This window comes from Cupriavidus sp. MEYA8, assembly GCF_059278825.1.
The window spans coordinates 1,051,216-1,072,051 of the sequence record NZ_CM181221.1 but is presented as its reverse complement, the minus strand read 5'-3'; the positions used below and the strand labels follow the sequence as shown (position 1 = coordinate 1,072,051).

General features: G+C 68.0%; 18 protein-coding genes. 13 read left to right on the top strand and 5 right to left on the bottom strand.

The window, feature by feature from the left end; all coding sequences use genetic code 11:
- The first annotated feature begins 37 nt into the window (after positions 1-37).
- Positions 38-946 carry a LysR family transcriptional regulator gene (locus AC5WJ1_RS04970; protein WP_240745942.1) on the top strand — a complete coding sequence of 303 codons (909 nt, stop codon included), beginning with the start codon at positions 38-40 and terminating at the stop codon, positions 944-946.
- Here the strand turns inward: AC5WJ1_RS04970 and AC5WJ1_RS04965 are convergent.
- A complete protein-coding gene (locus tag AC5WJ1_RS04965; RefSeq protein WP_133097668.1) occupies positions 943-1,890 on the bottom strand; it encodes a LysR family transcriptional regulator in 948 nt (315 codons plus the stop codon). The genes AC5WJ1_RS04970 and AC5WJ1_RS04965 overlap by 4 nt on opposite strands.
- Positions 1,891-2,018: 128 nt before the next feature.
- Here AC5WJ1_RS04965 and AC5WJ1_RS04960 point away from each other — a divergent pair, with 128 nt between their 5' ends.
- The 3 genes from AC5WJ1_RS04960 to AC5WJ1_RS04950 all read left to right on the top strand — a co-directional run bounded on the left by AC5WJ1_RS04960 (position 2,019) and on the right by AC5WJ1_RS04950 (position 4,958).
- Positions 2,019-3,005 (top strand): Bug family tripartite tricarboxylate transporter substrate binding protein, encoded by a 987-nt coding sequence (locus AC5WJ1_RS04960; RefSeq protein WP_133097667.1) that lies wholly within the window; start codon positions 2,019-2,021, stop codon positions 3,003-3,005.
- A 16-nt stretch (positions 3,006-3,021) separates the two neighbouring features.
- The gene (locus AC5WJ1_RS04955; protein WP_133097666.1) at positions 3,022-3,909 is read left to right on the top strand and encodes an N-formylglutamate amidohydrolase; all 888 of its coding nucleotides are present in this window, start codon (positions 3,022-3,024) and stop codon (positions 3,907-3,909) included.
- Between the two features lie 266 nt (positions 3,910-4,175).
- Positions 4,176-4,958 (top strand): BspC domain-containing protein, encoded by a 783-nt coding sequence (locus AC5WJ1_RS04950; protein ID WP_431189902.1) that lies wholly within the window; start codon positions 4,176-4,178, stop codon positions 4,956-4,958.
- An 83-nt stretch (positions 4,959-5,041) separates the two neighbouring features.
- On the opposite strand, the gene AC5WJ1_RS04945 is transcribed toward AC5WJ1_RS04950, so the two are convergent.
- Positions 5,042-6,184 (bottom strand): M14 family metallopeptidase, encoded by a 1,143-nt coding sequence (locus AC5WJ1_RS04945; protein ID WP_135704906.1) that lies wholly within the window; start codon positions 6,182-6,184, stop codon positions 5,042-5,044.
- Between the two features lie 41 nt (positions 6,185-6,225).
- Positions 6,226-7,011, bottom strand: coding sequence for a peroxide stress protein YaaA (gene yaaA, locus AC5WJ1_RS04940; RefSeq protein WP_133097664.1), 786 nt, complete (start codon positions 7,009-7,011; stop codon positions 6,226-6,228).
- Between the two features lie 49 nt (positions 7,012-7,060).
- On the opposite strand from yaaA, the gene AC5WJ1_RS04935 reads away from it, so the two are divergent.
- Both AC5WJ1_RS04935 and AC5WJ1_RS04930 read left to right on the top strand, forming a co-directional pair.
- Positions 7,061-7,630 carry a PIN domain-containing protein gene (locus tag AC5WJ1_RS04935; RefSeq protein ID WP_133097663.1) on the top strand — a complete coding sequence of 190 codons (570 nt, stop codon included), beginning with the start codon at positions 7,061-7,063 and terminating at the stop codon, positions 7,628-7,630.
- 71 nt (positions 7,631-7,701) lie between these two features.
- Entirely contained in the window at positions 7,702-8,874 is a 1,173-nt protein-coding gene (locus AC5WJ1_RS04930; protein WP_195428095.1) for a pyridoxal phosphate-dependent aminotransferase, read from the top strand.
- A gap of 86 nt (positions 8,875-8,960) precedes the next feature.
- Here AC5WJ1_RS04930 and AC5WJ1_RS04925 read toward each other — a convergent pair whose 3' ends face one another.
- Positions 8,961-9,602, bottom strand: coding sequence for a glutathione S-transferase (locus AC5WJ1_RS04925; RefSeq protein ID WP_195428097.1), 642 nt, complete (start codon positions 9,600-9,602; stop codon positions 8,961-8,963).
- 186 nt (positions 9,603-9,788) lie between these two features.
- Here AC5WJ1_RS04925 and AC5WJ1_RS04920 point away from each other — a divergent pair, with 186 nt between their 5' ends.
- From AC5WJ1_RS04920 to AC5WJ1_RS04905, 4 genes are all read left to right on the top strand, one after another.
- Positions 9,789-11,312, top strand: a complete 1,524-nt coding sequence (locus AC5WJ1_RS04920) for a 3-hydroxyacyl-CoA dehydrogenase (RefSeq protein ID WP_135706235.1) — start codon at positions 9,789-9,791, stop codon at positions 11,310-11,312.
- 48 nt (positions 11,313-11,360) lie between these two features.
- Entirely contained in the window at positions 11,361-12,140 is a 780-nt protein-coding gene (locus tag AC5WJ1_RS04915) for an oxepin-CoA hydrolase, alternative type (protein ID WP_133097660.1), read from the top strand.
- An 82-nt stretch (positions 12,141-12,222) separates the two neighbouring features.
- Positions 12,223-12,948 carry a histidine phosphatase family protein gene (locus AC5WJ1_RS04910; protein WP_133097659.1) on the top strand — a complete coding sequence of 242 codons (726 nt, stop codon included), beginning with the start codon at positions 12,223-12,225 and terminating at the stop codon, positions 12,946-12,948.
- A 50-nt stretch (positions 12,949-12,998) separates the two neighbouring features.
- The gene (locus tag AC5WJ1_RS04905; RefSeq protein WP_133097658.1) at positions 12,999-14,075 is read left to right on the top strand and encodes a phosphotransferase; all 1,077 of its coding nucleotides are present in this window, start codon (positions 12,999-13,001) and stop codon (positions 14,073-14,075) included.
- Between the two features lie 929 nt (positions 14,076-15,004).
- Here AC5WJ1_RS04905 and ggt read toward each other — a convergent pair.
- Positions 15,005-16,897 carry a gamma-glutamyltransferase gene (gene ggt, locus AC5WJ1_RS04900; RefSeq protein WP_195428100.1) on the bottom strand — a complete coding sequence of 631 codons (1,893 nt, stop codon included), beginning with the start codon at positions 16,895-16,897 and terminating at the stop codon, positions 15,005-15,007.
- A gap of 196 nt (positions 16,898-17,093) precedes the next feature.
- On the opposite strand from ggt, the gene AC5WJ1_RS04895 reads away from it, so the two are divergent.
- The 3 genes from AC5WJ1_RS04895 (at position 17,094) to AC5WJ1_RS04885 (ending at position 20,831) form a co-directional block, all read left to right on the top strand.
- Positions 17,094-18,872 (top strand): vWA domain-containing protein, encoded by a 1,779-nt coding sequence (locus AC5WJ1_RS04895; protein ID WP_195428101.1) that lies wholly within the window; start codon positions 17,094-17,096, stop codon positions 18,870-18,872.
- 163 nt (positions 18,873-19,035) lie between these two features.
- Positions 19,036-19,590 (top strand): sigma-70 family RNA polymerase sigma factor, encoded by a 555-nt coding sequence (locus AC5WJ1_RS04890; RefSeq protein WP_255519755.1) that lies wholly within the window; start codon positions 19,036-19,038, stop codon positions 19,588-19,590.
- On the top strand, positions 19,587-20,831 hold the full coding sequence (locus AC5WJ1_RS04885; RefSeq protein ID WP_494476378.1) for a hypothetical protein: 1,245 nt from the start codon (positions 19,587-19,589) through the stop codon (positions 20,829-20,831). The genes AC5WJ1_RS04890 and AC5WJ1_RS04885 overlap by 4 nt, the downstream gene beginning before the upstream one ends.
- Positions 20,832-20,836: the final 5 nt, after the last annotated feature.

Sequence of the window (20,836 nt, the reverse complement as noted above, 5' to 3'; positions counted from 1 at the left end):
AAATTGCCAATTCCGGGCAAAGTCATTACCATTCTGCATGACCCTCGATCTGCGCCAAATCCAGGCCTTCCTTGCTGTCTGCGAGCACCGCAGCCTGGGGCGCGCCGCGGCCCACCTGAACCTGACCCAGCCGGCGCTGAGCCGTACCATCCAGCGGCTGGAAGCCCAACTGGGTGCCCCGCTGTTCGAACGCTATTCCACCGGCATGGTGCTGACCGCCTACGGCGAGGCGCTGCTGCCCCACGCCACCCTGCTGCGCCACGAAGCCGACCACGCCATCGAGGCCGTCCGCGCGCTGCGCGGGCTGGCCAGCGGCACCATCCGTGTCGGCGCCGTCGCCAGCGTGGTCAGCGGCGTGCTGCCGCAGGCCATCGAGGCCGTGCTGGCGCGCTGGCCCAATCTGCGGCTGCGCATCATCGAAGGAGTGGGCGATTTCCTCGCCGATGCGCTGGCCAAGCGCGAGATCGACCTGGCCATCGGCATTGCCCTGCCGGAAAACGACGAGATCTGCGCCGTCAGCGATGTTGGCTGGAGCGATACCAGCTACGTGGTGGCCGCAACCGGCCATCCGCTGATGGGCAAGCGCGGCCTGAAGCTGGCCGATACGCGGGGCTGCCACTGGGTGATGCCGCCGCGCGGCACCGCGCCGTTCGAGGAACTGCTGCGTCTGTTCGCGCGGCATGAACTGGCGCCGCCCGAGATCGTCGCCGAAACGCGCTCGATCATCGCGCTCAAGAGCCTGGTCGCGCGCGCCGGCTTCCTCAGCTGGATTGCCGAGCCGATGTACCAGGCCGAGCAGAAGGCCGGGCTGATCCACCCGCTGCCGATACCCGGCGCCAGCGCGCCGCGCCGGCTGACCGTCTACCGGCGCCGGCACGGCATCCTGCCAGCGCCGGCAGTCAGGCTGCTGGAGCAACTGCGTAACCTGACTGCAACGCAAGCCTAGCGCGCCGGACCCGCTTGCCCGGACGAGGCGGCCCGTGATCCGGCGGCCGGCACATCTGCACCCTCCATCACCCACTTGCGGAAAATCTGCAGCGCCGGCAGGTGCTGTTTCTGCTCCGGATAGCACAGGTAATAGCCTTTCTTTGCCAGCACCTGCGCCGGATGCGCGACCACCAGCGCCCCGCTGGCGAGTTCCTGTTCGATCAGGCAGCGCGGGATCAGCGCAATGCCCAGCCCCGACAGCGCGGCCTGCGTCAGCAACGAGAACTGGTCGAAACGCGCGCCGCTCCACGCCTGCCGCGTGGTTACGCCGAGCGTGGCGAACCAGTCGGGCCAGGCCTCGGGCACGGTGGTGTGGTGCAGCAGCGGATAGTGCAGCAAGGCGGCCGGCGTGCGCGCGACGCCGTGCGGTTCCTGTGCCAGCAGGCCCGGCCGGCATACCGGTAGCACTTCGCGTCCGGTCATGTAGTCAGCCAGGCTGCCTGGCCAGACGCCATCGCCGAAGCGGATCGCCGCATCCAGATCCGGCTCGGAAAAATCGTAGCCCTGCGCATGCGGCACGAATTCCAGCGTTACCTCCGGATGCCGCGCAAAGAACTGCGGCAGGCGCGGGATCAGCCACTTCGCGCCCAATGTCGGCATGCTTGCGATATGCAACACGCCGCCGCGGCCCTGGCGCGCCATCAGTTCGACGGTGGCGGCCTCCAGTTCGTTGAGGCTTGGCCCGATGCGCTCCAGGTAGCGCTCTCCCGCCGTGGTCAGCACCAGGCGCTGACGCACGCGCTCGAACAGCTCCACGCCAAGGTAAGCCTCCAGGCTGCGCACCTGCTTGCTGACCGCCCCCTGCGTCACATGCAGTTCGCGTGCGGCGACGGTGAAACTGTTGTGCCGGGCCGCGGCCTCGAAGGCCTGCAACTCGGTCAGCGACGGACACATGCGTCGCATAATTCACCTCTACTTCACGACCAAATGGAATGAGCTAGGGATTTTATTTCGTTTGCGAGGGTCCTGCCTGGACGAGCAGAATCGTGAAAACGCCTTTGTCTCTTTCTCGATACCTTTCCCCACAAATCATGCAACGTCGCCACCTCCTCCGCGTCCTGGCCGCCACCTCGGCCGCCCTCGCCACCGGCCTGTCGTTCAGCGCCGCCGCCCAGTCCGGCTACCCGACCAAGCCGATCACGCTGGTCGTGCCCTTCCCCGCCGGCGGCACCACCGATATCGTCGCGCGCATCGTTGCCGACAAGCTCGGCCAGCAACTGGGCCAGGCCGTGGTGGTCGACAACCGCGGCGGCGCCGGCGGCAGCATCGGCACCACCTTCCTGTCGAAGGCGGCGCCCGACGGCTACACGCTGGGCATTGCCACGGCCTCGACCCACGGCATCAACCCTGCGGTCTACCCGCGCCTGTCCTACGATGCAACCAAGGACTTCACCACCATCACCAACCTGGCCTCGGTGCCGAACGTGATGAGCATCAACCCGGCGGTCAAGGCCACCGACATGAAGTCCTTCATCGCGCTGGCGCAATCGCAGCCGAACAAGCTGGCCTATGGCTCGGCCGGCAACGGCAGCGTCTCGCACATGATGGGGGAACTGTTCAAGATGAGCAGCAAGACCGAACTGCTGCACGTGCCGTACAAGGGCGTGGGCCCGGCGCTGAACGACGCGCTGGCCGGCCAGGTGCAGGTGCTGTTCGACAACCTGCCGTCGTCGCTGCCGTTCATCGAAGGCGGCAAGCTGCGCGCGCTGGCCGTGGCCGCGCCCAAGCGCGTGGCGGCGCTGCCGAACGTGCCGACCTTCGCCGAGCTGGGCCTGGGCGAGGTCAACGACGCCGCGTGGTTCGGCCTGATCGCGCCGGCCAACCTGCCGGCCGACATCCAGAACAAGCTGCATGCCGCCGCCGTCAAGGTGCTGGCAACGCCGGAAGTCAAGGCCAAGCTGGAAAAGCTGGGCGCGACCCCGGTGGGCGACACCCCGGCTCACTTCGCCGCGCAGATCAGGAGCGAAGTGGCCAAGAACAAGCGCGTGGCCGCGGCCGCCAAGATCTCGCTCGACTGACCACTGGCGCAGCACCATGACCGATACCGACCGAACCACCGCGGATAGTCCGTACTTCCTGTACCAGCCGGAGGGCGAGCCCGCCCCGCTGTTCCTGGATTCGCCGCACAGCGCGACCACCTACCCGACGGACTTCCGCCCCGATCCCGCCCTGCCGCTGCAGCTGCTGCGGCAGGCCGAGGACACCTTCGTCGATGAGCTCTACGCCGGCGCGCCGGCGCGCGGCATCCCGCTCTTGTGCGCGGGCTTCCCGCGCAGCTACCTCGACGCCAACCGCGCGCTGGAGGAAATCGACGAAGCCCTGCTCGACGCCCCCTGGCCCGGCGCGAAGCAGGAAACCTCCAAGACCCGGCTTGGCAAGGGCCTCGTCTGGCGCGTGCTCGACAGCGGCGAGGCGATCTACGACCGCAAGCTCGGCGTCGAAGAAGTGCAGTCGCGCATCAACCGCTGCTACCTGCCCTACTACGCGCAGCTGCAGAAACTGGCCGATCACGCCGTCACCAGCCACGGCAGCGCCTGGCACATCAACTGCCATTCGATGCCGAGCCACGCCGCGCCATACGCGACCGAGTTCCCCGGCCTGGAGCATCCCGACTTTGTCGTCGGCGACCGTGACGGCACCACCTGCGACAAGCGCTTCACCGACCGCATCGAAGGCGTGCTCAAGGACATGGGCTACGAGGTCTGGCGCAACCACCCCTACAAGGGCGTGGAAATCGTGCGCGTGGTCGGCCAGCCGCAGGCCGGTCGCCACAGCCTGCAGCTCGAGGTCAACCGCAAGCTGTACATGGACGAGGTGGGCCTGACCCACACCGCCGGCTTCGCCAAGCTGCGCCATGACCTGAACGCACTGCTCGACGATTTGCTGCGCTTTACGCGCGCGATGCCCTCGCGCGTGGCCTGAGGCGTTTGCCAACGCACCACGGCCGGGCCGCGCGGGATCACCGCGGACCGGCCGTGCGGGTTCCCCGCAGTTGTGCGGCGTGGGAAATATCTGCTAGAAAGCAGGCCCGTTCCTGCGCGTCGTCATTGCGTTAGAAGAATAGGTAACAAGATTTAGGAACTTTGCCGGATAGGTTTCCTCTATCATGGCATTCCTTTGCGAAGCTACCCGGCCTGCCGGCCCCTGCGCCGGCAAGCCAATCCCAGAACGCGAACACCGCAAACACTGTGATCCGACGAATTTCCGAACTGCTCGGCAGCCGGCTCCGCATGTTGGCTGCCGCGGTGGCCGGTGCGATCGGGCTGGCGGGCTGCGCCAACATGCCGGCCGACGAGGCCGCCGCGCAGGCCCCTGCTGCCGCCGCCCCGACGGCCGCTCCTGCCCGGCCCGCCCCCGCTCCTGCCGCTTCCTCCACCCCGCCCACCAAGACCATCACCCTGCCCGATCGCGGCCGTGTCAGCCTGTCCGAGTACCGCGCACGCATGCGCGAGCAGCTGATGAAGACCGAGAACGCCAGCAGCGACGTGGCCGACTGCGCCGCGCACGCCAGCTGGGTAGTGCCGCGCTCGGCCAGCTACGATGCCCTGAAGATCCCCACCGGCGCGCTCGCCGCCGGGCAGGCCACGACCGAGCCCTGGAGCGGACGCTTCTCGCCCGGCAAGCAGGCCGTGCCGGTCAGTACCGTGGTGACGTTCAACGCCACCGCACACAAGCGCCGCGGCGACGACTGGCAGCCCGTGCGCGTGCGCTGCGGCTACGACGACGGCATGATGCTGGCGTACGAACTGCAGGACCCCGGCGGCGCCACCATCAGCGAACCCGCTGCCGCGCCTGCGGTGCCCACGTCGAGCCAGGCCACGTCGTCCGGCAAGAGCCGCAAGGGCAAGGGCAAGAGCACGGCGTCGTCGAAGTCGGGCAAGTCTTCGGCGGCCAAGTCGACCAAGTCGGCTTCGTCGAAAGCGGCGTCAGGGTCGGCGAAGACGAGCAGCACGGCCAAGAAGAAGCAGTAAGCTCGCTGGTTGTCTCCCCTCTCCCGCCCCTCTCCCATCAGGGAGAGGGGAGCAAACCCTCAGCGTGCGAGAGAGACACCACCTCAGCCCAGGTAATCCAGGATCGCCTGCAGCATCGCCGTACCCAGCAGCGCGCTGCGCGCGCCGTTCCAGCCCACCGCCGGATCGGGCAAGTCGGCGTTGTCCTTGAACGGCATTTCCAGCGTCAGCGCCAGGCAGCCGAAGGTATGGCCGATGTACTTGGACGCGAGCTTGAGCGCGTCGGCGTTGTACTTGCTGGCGGCATAGCCGTGCACGTCCTGGAAGTCCGGCGAAGCACGCTTGAAGGCTTCGATGAAGCGCTGCTGCTCGCGCCGGCGCGCTTCGGTAAAGCCGGGCAGCATCTCGCTGCCGGCGACGAAGTTGTACGGCAGGCCCTCGTCGCCGTGGATATCGAAGAACATGTCGCACCCCGTGGCCTCGATGGCGCGGCGCACGTGGTAGACCTCCGGGCTGGTATCCGCGCTGGGCGACATCCATTCGCGGTTCAGGTTGGCGCCGGCGGCGTTGGTGCGCAGGTTGCCGCGCGCCGAGCCATCCGGGTTCATGTTCGGCACGATATGGAACACGGCGCGCTCGAGCAGCCTGCGCGCGACCGGATCGCCGGCCCAGATGCCGGTGCCGGTCAGCCGCTGCAGCACGCCTTCGACAAACCATTCGGCCATGCTCTCGCCCGGATGCTGGCGCGCGATCATCCAGATGGTCTTCTTGCCGGGGCCGGGCTGGCCCAGCGTGGCGCGGGTCATGTCGCGCCCGTCGACGGTGCTGCCCAGGTGCGACAGCTGCGCCAGCGGCGAGCGCTGGCAGCTCGCCAGCAGCGACAGGTGGCGCTCGTCGGGATAGGGCTCGAAATACGCGAACCAGACGCTGTCGTGCTCCGGCGTGAACTCCACCGTCATCACCTTGCCGTCGAAGCTGGTCGGCACGCGGAACCAGTGCGCGCGGTCATACGAGGCCACCGCGCGGTAGTCGCGCCAGCCATCCGGATAAGTGCAATCGCCCGCGTTGAGGAAGTGCATCCGGCACGCCTGCCCCGCCGCGCCCTGCAGGCGGAAATGGAACCACTGCCGGAAGTCGGCGTGCGAATCGGCGCGGATGCGCAGGCGGATATCGTCGGCACGGTCGAGCGCCTCGACCTCGATGGCACCCGAATCGAAATGCGAGGAAATATGCAGGGCGGAAGGCATGGCTGGCGGTCTCGTTTCGTTAGGGTTCGGTCTTCCGGGGTTCAGTCTTCCAGGCGGCGGCGGAACACCCAGCGGCCGGCGTCGGAAGCGGAGGCGTCGAAGGCATAGCCGTCCCCGGCGAAGCGCTTGAGCTTTTCCGGCTCGGTGATGCGGTGCGTGACCGCGTAGCGCGCCATCGTGCCGCGCGCGCGCTTGGCGTGGAACGAGATGATCTTGTAGCGCCCGCCCTTCCAGTCCTCGAACACCGGCGTGACGATGCGTGCCTGCAGCACCTTGGGCCGCACCACCTTGAAATACTCTTCCGAGGCCAGGTTGACCAGCACTGGCGAGCCTTCCTGCTTCAGCGCAGCCATGTCGCCGTTGATCGTCTGCGTGACCTCGTCGCCCCAGAATGCATACAGGTCCTTGCCGGCTGCGTTGTCGAGGCGCGTCCCCATTTCCAGCCGGTAGGGCTGCATCCAGTCCAGCGGACGCAGCACGCCGTACAGGCCGGACAGGATGCGCAGGTGCTTCTGCGCGAAGCCGAGGTCCTCGGCGCTCAGCGTCTTCGCGTCGAGACCGTCGTAGACGTCGCCGTTGAAGGCCAGCACCGCCTGCTTGCTGTTGGCGGCGGTGAACTCGGGCGACCACTCGGCATAGCGCGTGACGTTGAGCACGGCAAGCTTGTCGGAGATGTCCATCAGCGTGCCCACGTCCTGCGGCGCGAGCTTGCGCAGGCGCTCGATCAGCGTGGCGGAACGGTCGATGAAACGCGGCAGCGTATGGGTCTTGATGCGCGGGGGTGTCTCGTAGTCCAGGGACTTGGCGGGAGACAAAACGATGAGCATGGCAAAATCGCGGCTATAGCCAAGGACAAACCAGCCAAGATTGTAGCGAATGCGCCTCGACAGTACCGGAACCGACCATCCCGCCAGCCCCGCCGGCATCACATCCGCGCCAGCGGGCGCACCCTGCGTGGTGCTCGACTCCAATATCTGGGTCGACCTGCTGGTGTTTCGCGACCCGCATGTCGAGCCGATCCGGCACGCGCTCGAAGCCGGCGCCATCGCCCCGGTGATCCGCGCCGATTGCCGTGAAGAACTGCGCCGGGTGCTGGCTTATCCGCAATTTGCCCGCTTCGAGGTGGATATCGACGCCGCGCTGGCCACCGTCGACCGCCTGGCCCGCCTCGAACCGCTGCCGCCGCAGGACGAGGCCGACGCCATCAGGCTGCCCCGCTGCAAGGACACCGACGACCAGAAGTTTGTCGAACTGGCCCACTTTGCCGGCGCGGCGTGCCTGGTGTCGAAGGACAAGGCGGTGCTCAAGCTGCGCAGCCGGCTGCGCCGCTCCAGCGGCGTCGAGGTGCTGACGCCGCCGGGCTTCGGCGCCTGGCTGGCCGCGCGGGTCGACACCGCCGCCAGCACCGCCGACATCACAGCCAACACCACGGCCGATCCGCTTTAGAATTGCCGGATCGCGCGCGCGGCCGGTCCGGCACGCGCGCCCTCCCCTTACCGCATCGATACGCCCGCAACATGTCCGCAGACACCACGCTCGCCCCGCTGACCCCGCCACCCTCGCGCCTGCCCGGCGTCGGCACCACCATCTTTACCGTGATGTCGGCCCTGGCCATCGAGAAGAACGCCGTCAACCTGGGCCAGGGTTTCCCGGACTTTGATTGCGACCCGAAGATCGTCGATGCCGTCGCAGGGGCCATGCGCGCCGGTCATAACCAGTACCCGCCGATGGCGGGCGTGCCGCGCCTGCGCCAGGCCATCGCCGACAAGATCGCCGCGCTGTACGGCCACCAGTACAGCTGGGAGTCGGAAATCACCGTCACCGCCGGCGCCACGCAGGGCATCCTGACCGCGATCCTGTGCGCCGTGCACCCGGGCGACGAAGTGATCGTGCTCGAGCCCTGCTACGACAGCTACCTGCCCGCGATCGAACTGGCCGGCGCCACCGCCGTGCCGGTCACGCTGGAGGCGCCCGAGTTCCGCGTGCCCTTCGACAAGCTCGCCGCCGCGATCACGCCGCGCACGCGCATGATCCTCATCAACACGCCGCACAACCCCACCGGCACGATCTGGCGCGCGGGCGACATGGACAAGCTGGCGCAGATCCTGGCCGGCACCGACATCCTGCTGCTCTCCGACGAGGTTTACGAGCACATGGTCTACGACGGCCAGCGGCATGAATCGGTCTCGCGCCATCCCGAGCTGGCGCGGCGCAGCTTCGTGATCTCGAGCTTTGGCAAGACTTATCACGTGACGGGCTGGAAGGTCGGCTACGTGGCCGCGCCGGCCGCGCTGATGGCCGAGTTCCGCAAGGTGCACCAGTTCAACGTCTTCACCGTCAATACGCCGGTGCAGCATGGCCTGGCCGACTATATGGCCGATCCCGCGCCGTACCTGGAGCTGTCGGCCTTCTACCAGGCCAAGCGCGATTTCTTCCGGGCGGGACTGGCCGGTTCGCGCTTCAAGCTGCTGCCCTCGGATGGCACCTACTTCCAGTGCGTCGACTACTCGGCCATTTCCGACCTGAGCGAGGCGGACTTCGCCATGTGGCTGACGCGCGAGATCGGCGTGGCGGCGATTCCGGTGTCGGCGTTCTATACGCAGCCGCGCGAGTCGGGCGTGGTGCGATTCTGTTTTGCCAAGAAGGAAGAGACGCTGGCGCTGGCGCTGGAACGGCTCGCCAGGCTCTGAGCAGGCCCGCGGACCCTGCCCCCAAAACATAAACGCCCACGATGTCATCGCGGGCGTTTTGCTTTGTCGCGAGGATGCGCCGACGCTTACTTGCTCCGGCTCATCATCAGTTCCGTATTCGCCTTCCGGTCCGCATTGACCTTCTGCACCGACTCGCGCTGCGACAGCGTCTTCAGGTAATCCTTGACCGGCAGGTCAGCCAGCATGTCCGTGCCATAGATGATCTTGGTGCACGACGACACCAGCGGCAGGTGCACCGCCGCCGCGCAATCGGCCAGCGTGAAGCTCTCGCCCGCGATATACGGCGAGAATTTCGCCAGCCTGGCAAACGCCGGGATATAGCGCGTCAGCAGCTTGTGCTGGCGCTCCTTGACGTTGTCGCTGACCTTGCCGCCGAAGAACGCTTCCGGATACAGCTCGCGCGCCGTCAGCTCCAGGTACAGCTCCAGGAAGGTGACGATCTCGCGCACCTTGCCGGCCTGCAGCGGGTCCTTCGGCAGCAGCGGCGTCTGCGGGAAAGCCGCCTCCAGGTATTCGACGATGACTTCCGACTCGCACAGCGAGCCGGATTCGGTGATCATGTAGGGCACCTTGCCTGCGGGCGAAGCAGCCGGGTCGATCTCGCCGATCCAGGCGAGCACCTCTTCGAACGGCACGTTCTTTTCCAGCAGCGCCAGCTTCACTTTGTTGTAGTAGTTGCTGGCGGCAAAACCGCAGAGCTTCAGCATGCGTCTCTCTCCATTGTTGGAATGATCGCCCGCGCGAGCACGGGTCTGAGGGGGATTGTGGACCATCCGTAGCCTGCCGTGTCCGGCCTGGCCGATCAGCGCACGCCGCCTGCCCTTCCGGTCTGTTCGGAAAGATGCAAAAAACGTACGATCGTGCTAATTTAACCACAACTTTTGGGACGAATGATGAGCACTTTCACCATCGACACGCTGGGTGTCGTCGGCACCGGCGCCATGGGACGCGGCATTGCGCAGATCGCCGCCCAGGCTGGCCTGACCGTGAACCTGTACGACGCCAACCCGCAAGCTGTGGCCGCCGCCCGCCAGTACCTGCAGGACACGCTGGCCAAGCTCGCCGACAAGGGCAAGATCAGCGCCGCCGACGCCCAGGCCACGCTGGCCCGCGTCAAGCCCTGCGGCGCGCTGGAAGACCTGGCCGGCTGCGACATGGTGCTGGAAGCCATTGTCGAGAAGCTCGAAGTCAAGCGCGACCTGATCGCCAGGCTGGAAGCGATCCTGCGCGAGGACGCCATCATCGCCTCTAACACCTCGTCGCTGTCGATCACCGCGATTGCCGTCGGCGCGAAGCACCCGGGCCGCATCGCCGGCTACCACTTCTTCAACCCGGTGCCGCTGATGAAGGTGGTCGAAGTCATCGACGGCCTGTCGGGCGACCCCGCGGTGGGCGACGCGCTGATGGCGCTGTCGCGCCGCATGGGCCATACGCCGGTGCGCTGCAAGGACATGCCGGGCTTCATCGTCAACCATGCCGGCCGCGGCATGAACATCGAAGGCCTGAAGGTCGCGCAGGAAGGCGTGGCCGAGTTTGCCGACATCGACAACATCATGCGCGAGCAGGCCGGCTTCCGCATGGGCCCCTTCGAGCTGATGGACCTGACCGGGCTGGACGTGTCGCACCCGGTGATGGAGTCGATCTACAACCAGTTCTACCAGGAGCCGCGCTACCGTCCGTCGCCGATCACCGCGATCCGCGCGGTCGGCGGGCTGATCGGCCGCAAGGCCGGCGCCGGCTTCTACCGCTACGCCGATGGCCAGAAGCAGGTGCCGGCGGCCGCCGCTGTGCCGGGCGCGCGCCCGTCGAGCGTCTGGGTCAGCCATGACAGCGAGCGCGGCCACGCCATGGTGACCAAGCTGCTGGGCGCGCTGGGCGTGACCCCGGAAGGCGGCAACAAGCCGTCGGCCGACGCGCTGATCATCGTCACGCCGCTGGGCCTGGATGCCACCACCAGCGCGCTGCAGCAGGGCCTGGACCCGGCCCGCACCGTCGCCATCGACACGCTGCTGCCGTTCGAGGCCACCAAGCGCCGCACGCTGATGACCACGCCCGCCACCAGCGCCGCCGCGCGTGACGCCGCGCATGGCCTTTTTGGCAGCGACGGCGTGCCGGTCACGCTGATCCGCGATTCTGCCGGCTTTGTTGCCCAGCGCGTGCTCTGCTGCATCATCAATATCGCCAGCGATATCGCGCAGCAGCGCATCGCCACGCCGGCGGACATCGACCTTGCCGTGAACCTCGGCCTCGGCTACCCGAAGGGCCCGCTGGCCCTGGGCGACGCGGTCGGCCCGCAACTGGTGCTCGAGACGCTGCGCAACATGGAAGCGCTGACCGGCGACATGCGTTACCGCCCGAGCCCGTGGCTGTGGCGCCGTGCCGGCCTCGGCCTGTCGCTGCTGGCCGAAGAGCAGTAAGCCCGTTCCTTATCGTTTTAAGAGCCCGGTTTTCCAGAGTCCGCCCCCATGCCCGCACAACTGCTATCCGAACGCGTCGACTCGACGCTGGTCCTGACCATCTCGAACCCGGAGGCGCGCAACGCGCTGCACCCGGACATTTATGCGGGCTCCAAGGCGGCGCTGGACGCGGCCGCCGCCGACGATACGATCCGCGCGGTGATCTTCACCGGCGCCGACGGCATGTTCTGCGCCGGCGGCAACCTGAACCGGCTGCTGGGCAACCGCAGCCAGCCGCCCGAGGTGCAGGCCGCCAGCATCGAGGTGCTGAACGGCTTTATCCGCTCGCTGCACGCCTTTCCCAAGCCGATCATCGCGGCGGTGGAAGGCGCGGCCGCGGGCGCGGGCCTGTCGCTGGTGCTGGCGTGCGACTTCGTGGTCGCGGCCAGCGACGCCAAGTTCGTGATGGCCTACGTCTCGGTCGGCCTCACGCCCGACGGCGGCGGCTCGTACGAACTGGCGCGCGCCCTGCCGCGCCAGCTCGCCAGCGAGATGATGATGGAAGGCAAGCCCGTCAGCGGCGAGCGGCTGGCCCAGTTCGGTCTCGTCAACCGCGTCACGCCGCCGGGCGAGGCGCTGGCCGAGTCGCTGCGCCTTGCCGCAGGGCTGGCCAGGCAATCGCCACATGCGGTCGGCCGCATCAAGGGCCTGATCAACTATGCGGCCACGGCTTCGCTCGACGAACACTTGCTGGCCGAGCGCGACAACTTTGTAGCCGCGCTGCATCACCCGGATGGCGGCGAAGGCATCAGCGCCTTCCTTGAAAAGCGCAAGCCGCAGTACCGCTGACGGACCCGGACGGGCGGCTGCCCGTCTTCATGGCAATCCCGCGGCAGACGGGCAGGCCAGCTACAACACAAGGAGACAACGCATGGAATTGCCGCCGTCCTCGCGTCGCCGCATCTACCTGATGCGGCACGGTGCCGTCTCGTATTTCGATGAAGCCGGGCGCCCTGCCCTGCCGGAGATGGTGCCGCTCAACGAAACCGGCCGCATGCAGGCCACGGCCGCCGGACGCGCCTTTGCCGCGGAGCACATCCGCTTCGACCGCGTCATCGTCAGCGGCCTGCCGCGCACCGTGGAGACCGCCGAGCGCGTGCTGGCCGAACTGCCCGACATGGACGGCGTGGTGCCCGAAGTCTGGCCCGAATTCCAGGAGATCCGCGGCGGCGATCTGTCCGCGATCGCCGACGCCGACCTGCGCGACGCCTTCGTCGGCGCCTTCGAAGGCGAAGTGCCGGAAGACAAGCGCTTCCTCAACGGCGAGACCATCGGCGCCTTTCTCGACCGCGTGCTGCCCGGGCTGGATCGCCTGCGCGAAGACCCGGAATGGGATACCGTGCTGATGGTGCTGCACGGCGGCACCAACCGCGCCATCCTGTCGCAGGCCATCACCTGCGGGCGGCGCGTGCTGTTCGGCTCGCTGCTGCAGACGGCGGGCTGCATCAATGTGCTCGACATGGGCGACGGCCCGCTCGACTGGGTGGTCCGCATGACCAACTACTCGCCGCCCACGCCCGTCCACAGCGGCTCGCGCCACACCACCATGGAAGTGCTGCTGCACCAGTATTTGCGCGGACGCCAGCCGGCCGCCTGAGTCACCCCAGCCATCCAACCGAACCCGAACACAAAACCAACGGAGACAGCATGACGAGCAACGTATCGCACTTCGAGGGCACGCGCCCGGTGGCAGACCAGCAACGCTTCGACACCGGCGCGCTGGAAGCCTGGATGCGCCAGCACGTGGAGGGCTTTGCCGGCCCGCTGACCGTCGAGCAATTCAAGGGCGGACAGTCCAACCCGACCTTCAAGCTGGTCACGCCGGGCCAGACCTATGTGATGCGCGCCAAGCCCGGCCCCAAGAGCAAGCTGCTGCCGTCAGCGCATGCCATCGAGCGCGAATACCGCGTGATGGCCGCCCTCGCCGGCACCGACGTGCCGGTGGCGCGCATGTACGCGCTGTGCGAAGACGAATCGGTAATTGGCCGGGCCTTCTACATCATGGAATTCGTCGCCGGCCGGGTGCTGTGGGACCAGTCGTTGCCCGGCATGGACAATGCCGAGCGCAGTGCCATCTATGACGAGATGAATCGCGTCATCGCCGCGCTGCATACCGTCGACTACAACGCCATCGGGTTGGGGGACTACGGCAAGCCCGGCAACTACTTCCAGCGCCAGATCGAGCGCTGGACCAAGCAATACAAGCTGTCGGAGACCGAGTCGATCCCGGCCATGGATGCGCTGATGGACTGGCTGCCGCAGCATATTCCCCAGGAAGACGCGGACCTGACGTCGATCGTGCATGGCGACTACCGGCTCGACAACCTGATGTTCCACCCCACCGAGCCGCGCGTGCTGGCGGTGCTGGATTGGGAACTGTCCACGCTGGGGCATCCGATGGCGGATTTCAGCTACCACTGCATGAGCTGGCATATCGCACCGGGGCAGTTCCGCGGGATTGCGGGGCTGGACTATGCGGGGCTGGGGATTCCTGACGAGGCGACGTATCGCCGCATGTACGAGCAGCGCACCGGGCGTGCGATCACTGGTGACTGGAATTTCTATCTTGCCTTCAGCATGTTCCGTATTGCCGGGATTCTGCAGGGGATCATGAAGCGCGTGGTGGATGGAACGGCTTCGTCGGCGCAGGCTACAGATGCGGGTAAGCGGGCGCGGCCGATGGCGGAGATGGGGTGGGAGTATGCGAGGAAGGCTGGGGGGTAAGGAAATAGCTATGCTCGGGCATCTTGGTCGCTAGCCGTTGAACCGCTGTTGTCGCTGATGGTGACATGTTATCGGCCGTTGCTGCGTCGCTGTCGCTGTTGGTGACATGCTGTCGGCCGTTGATGCGTCGCTGTCGCTGATGGTGACATGTTATCGGCCGTTGCTGCGTCGCTGTCGCTGTTGGTGACATGCTGTCGGCCGTTGAACCGCCTGGTTCCGCCCTCCTGGGCGGGTCACTTTTTGGCCGAGCGCCAAAAAGTAACCAAAAAACGCGTCGCCTGAGCGGCTGGCTATCAAGTTGGCGGCGTGGGTGGTTCGGCCGGCGGTGATTTCCGTTTGGGCTTCGTCGCCGTTCGAGCCTGCTAACGCCAGGTGAGTTAGGGATAGTGCCTGGCGTTAATCGACTATTGAACGATCCCCATGCCGGGCGTAGGCAACCTGCTGCATGCCATATCGGTGGGACGCCTTCGGCTGCGCTGCGCGCGGACCCTAATGTGGCAGAGCGCCGATCTCGCCCTGGCCATTGCCGTCGCCGCCCAGCGAGCGCAGCGATGCGGGTTCGGGCCAGGACACCTCACCCGCGAGACTGAGCCGCGCGCAGCGCAGCCGTAGGCGATGATGCGATACCGCAGGGAGCAGGCGGCCTACACCCGTCCTGGGGATAGTTCAAAAGTGGGGATTCGTCAGGCACCCACACTCACTCACCTGGCGTAGCAGGCGGGCATCGCGACCACGCTTCACTGAGACCAACGCCGCCCATATAGCCAGAAGCGCCAAATTGGCTCAGCCAGCCGCAGGCGACGCGCTTTTTGGTTACTTTTTGGCGCTCGGCCAAAAAGTGACCCGCCCAGGAGGGCGGAACCAGGCGGTTCAACGGCCGACAGCATGTCACCAACAGCGACCACGATAGCACGCTGAAAACCGCCCCCTTAATCCCCCACCGCCACCCCCTCCCTCCGCGGATCCGCCCCACCCGCCCAAACGACCTTCCCATCTGGCCCCTGCCGACGCACGATAGCCTGCGTGCCGCTGGTCATCTCAATCTCGGCAACCTGATGCCCGCGCTGCTGCAGCGCCTGCACCAGCCCCGGCGACACCAGCCCCTTCTCCACTTCAGTAGGCCCATTGCGGCTGCCGAAGTTACCCATGCCGATCGCAGCCTGCGGATCCATATTCCAGTCCAGCATCCCGACCAGCGTCTTGGACACATACTCGATGATCTGTGAGCCGCCGGGCGAACCCACCGTGGCCACGAGCTGCCCGGTCTGGCGGTCAAACACCAGCGTTGGCGCCATCGACGAACGCGGCCGCTTGCCCGGCTCGACACGGTTGGCCACCGGCTTGCCATTCTCGCTCGGCAAGAACGAGAAGTCGGTCAGCTGGTTGTTCAGCATGAACCCACGCACCATCAGATGCGAGCCGAAGTACGACTCGATCGTAGTGGTCATCGAGATCGCGCCGCCGCGGTCATCGACCGCGACGATCTGCGAGGTGGACATGCGCGGCGGCGAGCGGTCCGGGGCATACGCCACCGCAGGGCCCGGCGGCACGCCCGGCTGCGCCTTGCCCATGCTCTTGTCGCCGATCAGCTCGGCGCGCGACGCGAGGTAGTTCGGGTTGACCAGGCCGGCCACGTCGATCTGCACGAAATCGGCATCCGCCACGTAGAGGCCGCGGTCGGCATAGGCCAGGCGGTCGGCTTCGGAAATAGCGTGGACCGCGTCCGGATTGGCTTCCACCTGCGCGGGCGTGTTGACGTTTTGCGGCTTGAGCGCTGCCAGCGCGTACTTGGGATTCTTGGTCTCCAGCGCCTGCAGCGTGCCCAGGATCTGCGCAATCGCGATACCGCCCGATGACGGCGGCGGCATGCCGCAGATCTTCCAGCGCTTGTAGTCGGTGCAGACCGGCACGCGCTGCTTGGCCCGGTAATCGCGCAGGTCAGCCATCGACAGCGAGCCCCGGTTGGCGCTGCCGTTGACCTTGGCGACGATGTCCTGCGCGATCGGGCCACCGTACAGCACGCCCGCGCCGCGCCGAGCGATATCGCGCAGCGTCTGTGCGAGCCTGGGGTTCTTCAGCACCGTGCCGGCCGGCTTGGGCTTGCCCTGCGCATCGAGGAAATACGCGGCCATCTCCGGCGAGTTGGCCAGGAACTTGTCGGCCGCCACCTGCGTGTACAGGCGCTGCGAGATCGGAAAGCCCTTCTCCGCCAGCGAGATCGCCGGCTCGAACAGCTTGGCCCAAGGCAGGCGCCCGTGCTGCCGGTGCGCCATCTCCAGCGCGCGCATCACGCCCGGCGTGCCGACCGAACGCCCGCCGATCTGTGCCTCGCTGAATTCCATCGGCTTGCCGTCGGTGCGCATGAACAGGTTTTCGGTGGCACCCGCGGGTGCGGTCTCGCGGCCGTCAAAAGCCTGCACGCGCTTGCCGTCCCAGTACATGATGAAGGCGCCGCCACCGATGCCGGTGGCTTGCGGCTCGACCAGCGTCAGCACGGCCTGCATGGCGATGGCGGCATCGATCGCCGAGCCGCCCTGGCGCAGCATGGCGCGCCCGGCCTCGCTGGCCAGCGGATTGGCCGCTGCCGCCATATGGCGCTGCGCATAGACCGTCGACATGCCGGCGCGGTAGCCGGAAGCAACCTCCGGGGCAGGCGGCATGGGTGCCGCGGGCGCCGCCGCGGCCGGCGCGGCAGCTGGCTCAGCCGTTGCGGCGGGCGTCCCTGTCCCTCCGCCCTGCGTTCCACACGCGCCAAGCAGCGCGGCCGTAGTCAGGGCCAGCGTGCTGCGCCACACCATCGAACCGAGGTCAAAGCGGGCCATGCGATGTCTCCTGGGGAAGGAATCAGGCGATTGTAGTGGCGATCGCCGCATGCGGGGGTGGGGCGAAGTCTGATTTCCGTCACCTGACAGAGCGTGCAGCGAAAAAAACCGGAGGGTTTAACCCCGCCGGCTACCGTGCGCCGTTTCATGGACAGGCCTCCACGGCGTCCCGCCAGCGGCCCACCAGGAGAACAACATGCAACTTCACGCTCCGGTCGTGACCACCGTTGGCGCCCGGCGGACCCGGGCCGCAGCTGCCTGCTGCGCAACCGCGCTGGCACTGGCGCTGTCGGCCTGCGGCGGGCATTCGCCTGCGCTGACGCAGGCGCCGCAATCCGCTCCGCCGGTCCCGACCCCGGCCCCGGCGCCCGCGCCGGTCCTGGACCACGCCGCCGAAGTGGCCAAGGCCGCAAATGCCGCGCCCGCGGCCGAAATGCGCGCCGTCGCACCCCATGCACCGCTGGCCATGCCGCGACCCTACCACCTGCCGCCACCCCAGGCCGCGGACCGCGAGCGCTACGGCCAGATCGAAGAGAACGGCGTCAAACTGGTCGCGCAGGCCCCGGTATCCACCTTCAGCATCGATGTCGACACCGGCAGCTACAGCAATATGCGCCGCCTGCTCAATGCCGGCCGCCTGCCTCCCGCCGATGCCGTGCGCGTGGAGGAATTGCTGAACTACTTCCCGTACGACTACGCCCAGCCCGCCGACGGCCGGCCCTTCGCCGTGCATACCGCGCTCGCGCCCGCGCCCTGGCATCCGTCCAACGTGCTGCTGCGCATCGGCATCAAGGGCAAGGACATCGCCAGCGGCGCGCTGCCGCCGGCCAACCTGGTATTCCTGGTCGACGTGTCGGGGTCGATGGACTCGCCCGACAAGCTGCCGCTGCTCAAGTCGTCGCTGAAGCTGCTGGTGAACAAGCTGCGCGCGCAGGACCGCATCACGCTGGTCACCTATGCCAGCGGCACCCGCGTGGCGCTGCCGCCTACGCCGGGCAGCGACAAGGCCGCAATCAGCGCCGCCATCGACCAGTTGGTGGCCGGCGGCAGCACCGCTGGCGCCAGCGGCATCGCGCTGGCCTACCAGGCCGCGCAGCAGGGCTTTATTGCGGGCGGGATCAACCGGGTGCTGCTGGCCACCGACGGCGATTTCAATGTCGGCGTCACCGACTTCCGGCAGCTCAAGGGCATGGTCGAGGAAAAGCGCAAGTCCGGCGTGTCGCTGTCGACGCTGGGCTTCGGCACCGGCAACTACAACGAGCAGTTGATGGAGCAGCTGGCCGATGCCGGCGACGGTGCGTACTCGTATATCGACAACCTGATGGAAGGCAACAAGGTGCTGGCCAACGAGATGAGCTCGACACTGGCCACCATCGCGCGCGACGTGAAGATCCAGGTGGAATTCAACCCGGCGACGGTGAAGGAATACCGGCTGATCGGCTACGAAAACCGCATGCTGGCGCGCGAGGATTTCAACAACGACAAGGTCGACGCCGGCGACATCGGCGCGGGCCATACGGTGACCGCGCTGTACGAGCTGACGCTGGCCGGCCAGCCCGGGCTGGTCGATCCGCTGCGCTACCAGCCCACCGCGCCCACCACGCCCACCGGGCCCGCATCCGGCCGCGACGGCGAACTGGCGCATGTGAAGCTGCGCTACAAGCTGCCTGCGGCCAGCACCAGCCAGCTGATGGATATCGCCGTGGCGCGGCAGGCGATCCGGCCCCTGGCCCAGGGCGACGACGACTTCCGCTTCGCCGCCGCCGTCGCCGGCTTCGGCCAGGCGCTGCGCGGCGGCAAGCACACCGGCCACTGGGGCTACGCCGAGGCGCACGCGCTGGCGCAGGGCGCGCGCGGCGCCGACCGCTTCGGCTACCGCGGCGAATTCCTCAAGCTGGTCGACCTGGCGCAAAGCCTGGCCACCAGCAAGCCGGGAGATGCGGCTGGCGCGGTTCCCGAGCGTGCGGCGCGCTGACAACGTCCCGGCGCAGGGCAGCGCAGCGCTTGGCTGCCCCGCCCTGCGTTCTCCTATACTCGGGCGCATGCAGGCTCCAGACCCCGTCCCCCCTCGCCCAGTGGCCTCATTGGCCCCGTTGGCCCCGTTGGCCCCGTTGGCCGCGCTGCCGGACCAAGACCTGATGCTGCTGGTCGCTTCGGGCATCATCGAGCAACCCATCGCTGAACTGTTCCGCCGCCATAATGCCGGCCTCTACAACTACGTGGCGTGGCTGTGCCAGGGCAACACCGGCGAGGCCGAGGACATCGCGCAGAAGGCCTGGATCAAGCTGATGACGCGCTGCGGCGACTACCAGCCAGCCGCGGCGTTCCGCACCTTCCTGTACCAGATCGCGCGCAATGCCTGGCTCGACCAGATGCGCAGCGCGGATGTGCGCCAGCGCCACGACACGGACGACGGCGAGCCGCCGGAGCTGCCCGCCGATGACCTGTCGCCGGAAGCCGAGCTGCAGTTGCGGCAGCATGCGCACCACGTCCACCGCGCACTGCTGCAACTGCCGGCGGCACAGCGCGAGGTGGTGGTGCTGCGCTTCTTCAGCGACATGAGCGTCGAGGATATCGCGCAGATGCTGGGCGAGAAGTTCGAAACGGTGAAGAGCCGGCTGCGCTACGCCTTCGCGCGGTTGCGTGCCGAGCTGGCGGGCGGCGTCCCGGGCGCGCGGGAGCGTGGGCCATGAGCGCCGCCGACCGCTTCATCGACGGGCAGGACCGGCTTGCCGCGTTGCTGAAGGAATTGCCCGCCTACATGCCACCGGAGCGGCTGGCCGCCGCCGTGCAAGCGGCGGCGCACGCGGCCCAGCAGGAAGCGGACGCGCGCCGCGCCGGCACCCTGCCATTCGGCCTGCCATTTGCCGCGCCGCCGGGGCTGGCGTCCGCGGTGCTGGAAGAAGCCGCGCGGCTGCAGGCAGCGCAGGCGGGCCGGCGCGATGCGGTGCTGGCCGGCATCGCTGCGGGCCAGCCGGCGGCGCAGGCGCTGGGTGCGCCTGTCAGCGATGCCACGCGCGACTGGCTGGCGGCGCAGGCGCGCAGCGCTGCCGCCGCGCAGGCAGTCGAAGGGGCGAAGCACGCCGGACGAACAGAACAGGCACGAACGGCACGCGCACGCCGCTGGTGGCGCTCACTCGGTGCGGTAGCCAGCGTAGCGGCCGTGGCCGGGCTGACCACCAGCATCGTGCTGCGGCAGATCGACGAAGGCGCCTTGCAACCGGCCACCGGCGTCGCAGTCGGCGAGGCTGCGGCACCGGCGGGCGGGGACGCTCCTGCGTCAACGCATGAAGCACCCGTCGCCGCTCCGGCGAACCCCGCCCCGCCAGTGCCCAAGGCCTCTTCGTCGGTATCGCGGGAGCAACGGCAGGAACGCGAAGCCACCCCGCGCCAGCGCGCGCAGCCGCCCGCCGAGCGCAAGGCGACGCCACGCGGCGAAACGCGGGCCATGCCCGCCCCAGCCCCAGCCCCAGCCCCAGCCCCAGCCCCAGCCACCGACAGCTTGCCGCCACAGGCTCCCGCCGTCGCAGCGGCTCCGCCAATGCCCGCGTACTCCGCCATGGCGGAATCCGCGCCTGCTCCGGCGGCACCACCCTCACCGCCCTCACCGCCGGCGGCAGCCGCCCCGCGTGCCGATTTCGCGCGCAAAGCCGCCCCGCCGCTGGCAGCGGCGCGCGCACCCGCTGCCGCCGCGGCGATGGTCGTGTCGGTACAGGAGGATCCCGCGGCGATCGCGGCGCGCATGCAGGCAACCATGCCGCTCGGCGTATGGGCAGCGGAACCGGACAACGCGGAAATCAGGGAATGGGTGGAACGGCTGTGGCAGTCGCTGCCGGCGGGGCAGCGCCCACCGTTGCCGTACGCGGTGCAGCCTGACCGCACGCTGGCGCCGGGCCAGGTACGCATCGGGCTGCAGCACCGCGCGCCGCAGTGAGCGCG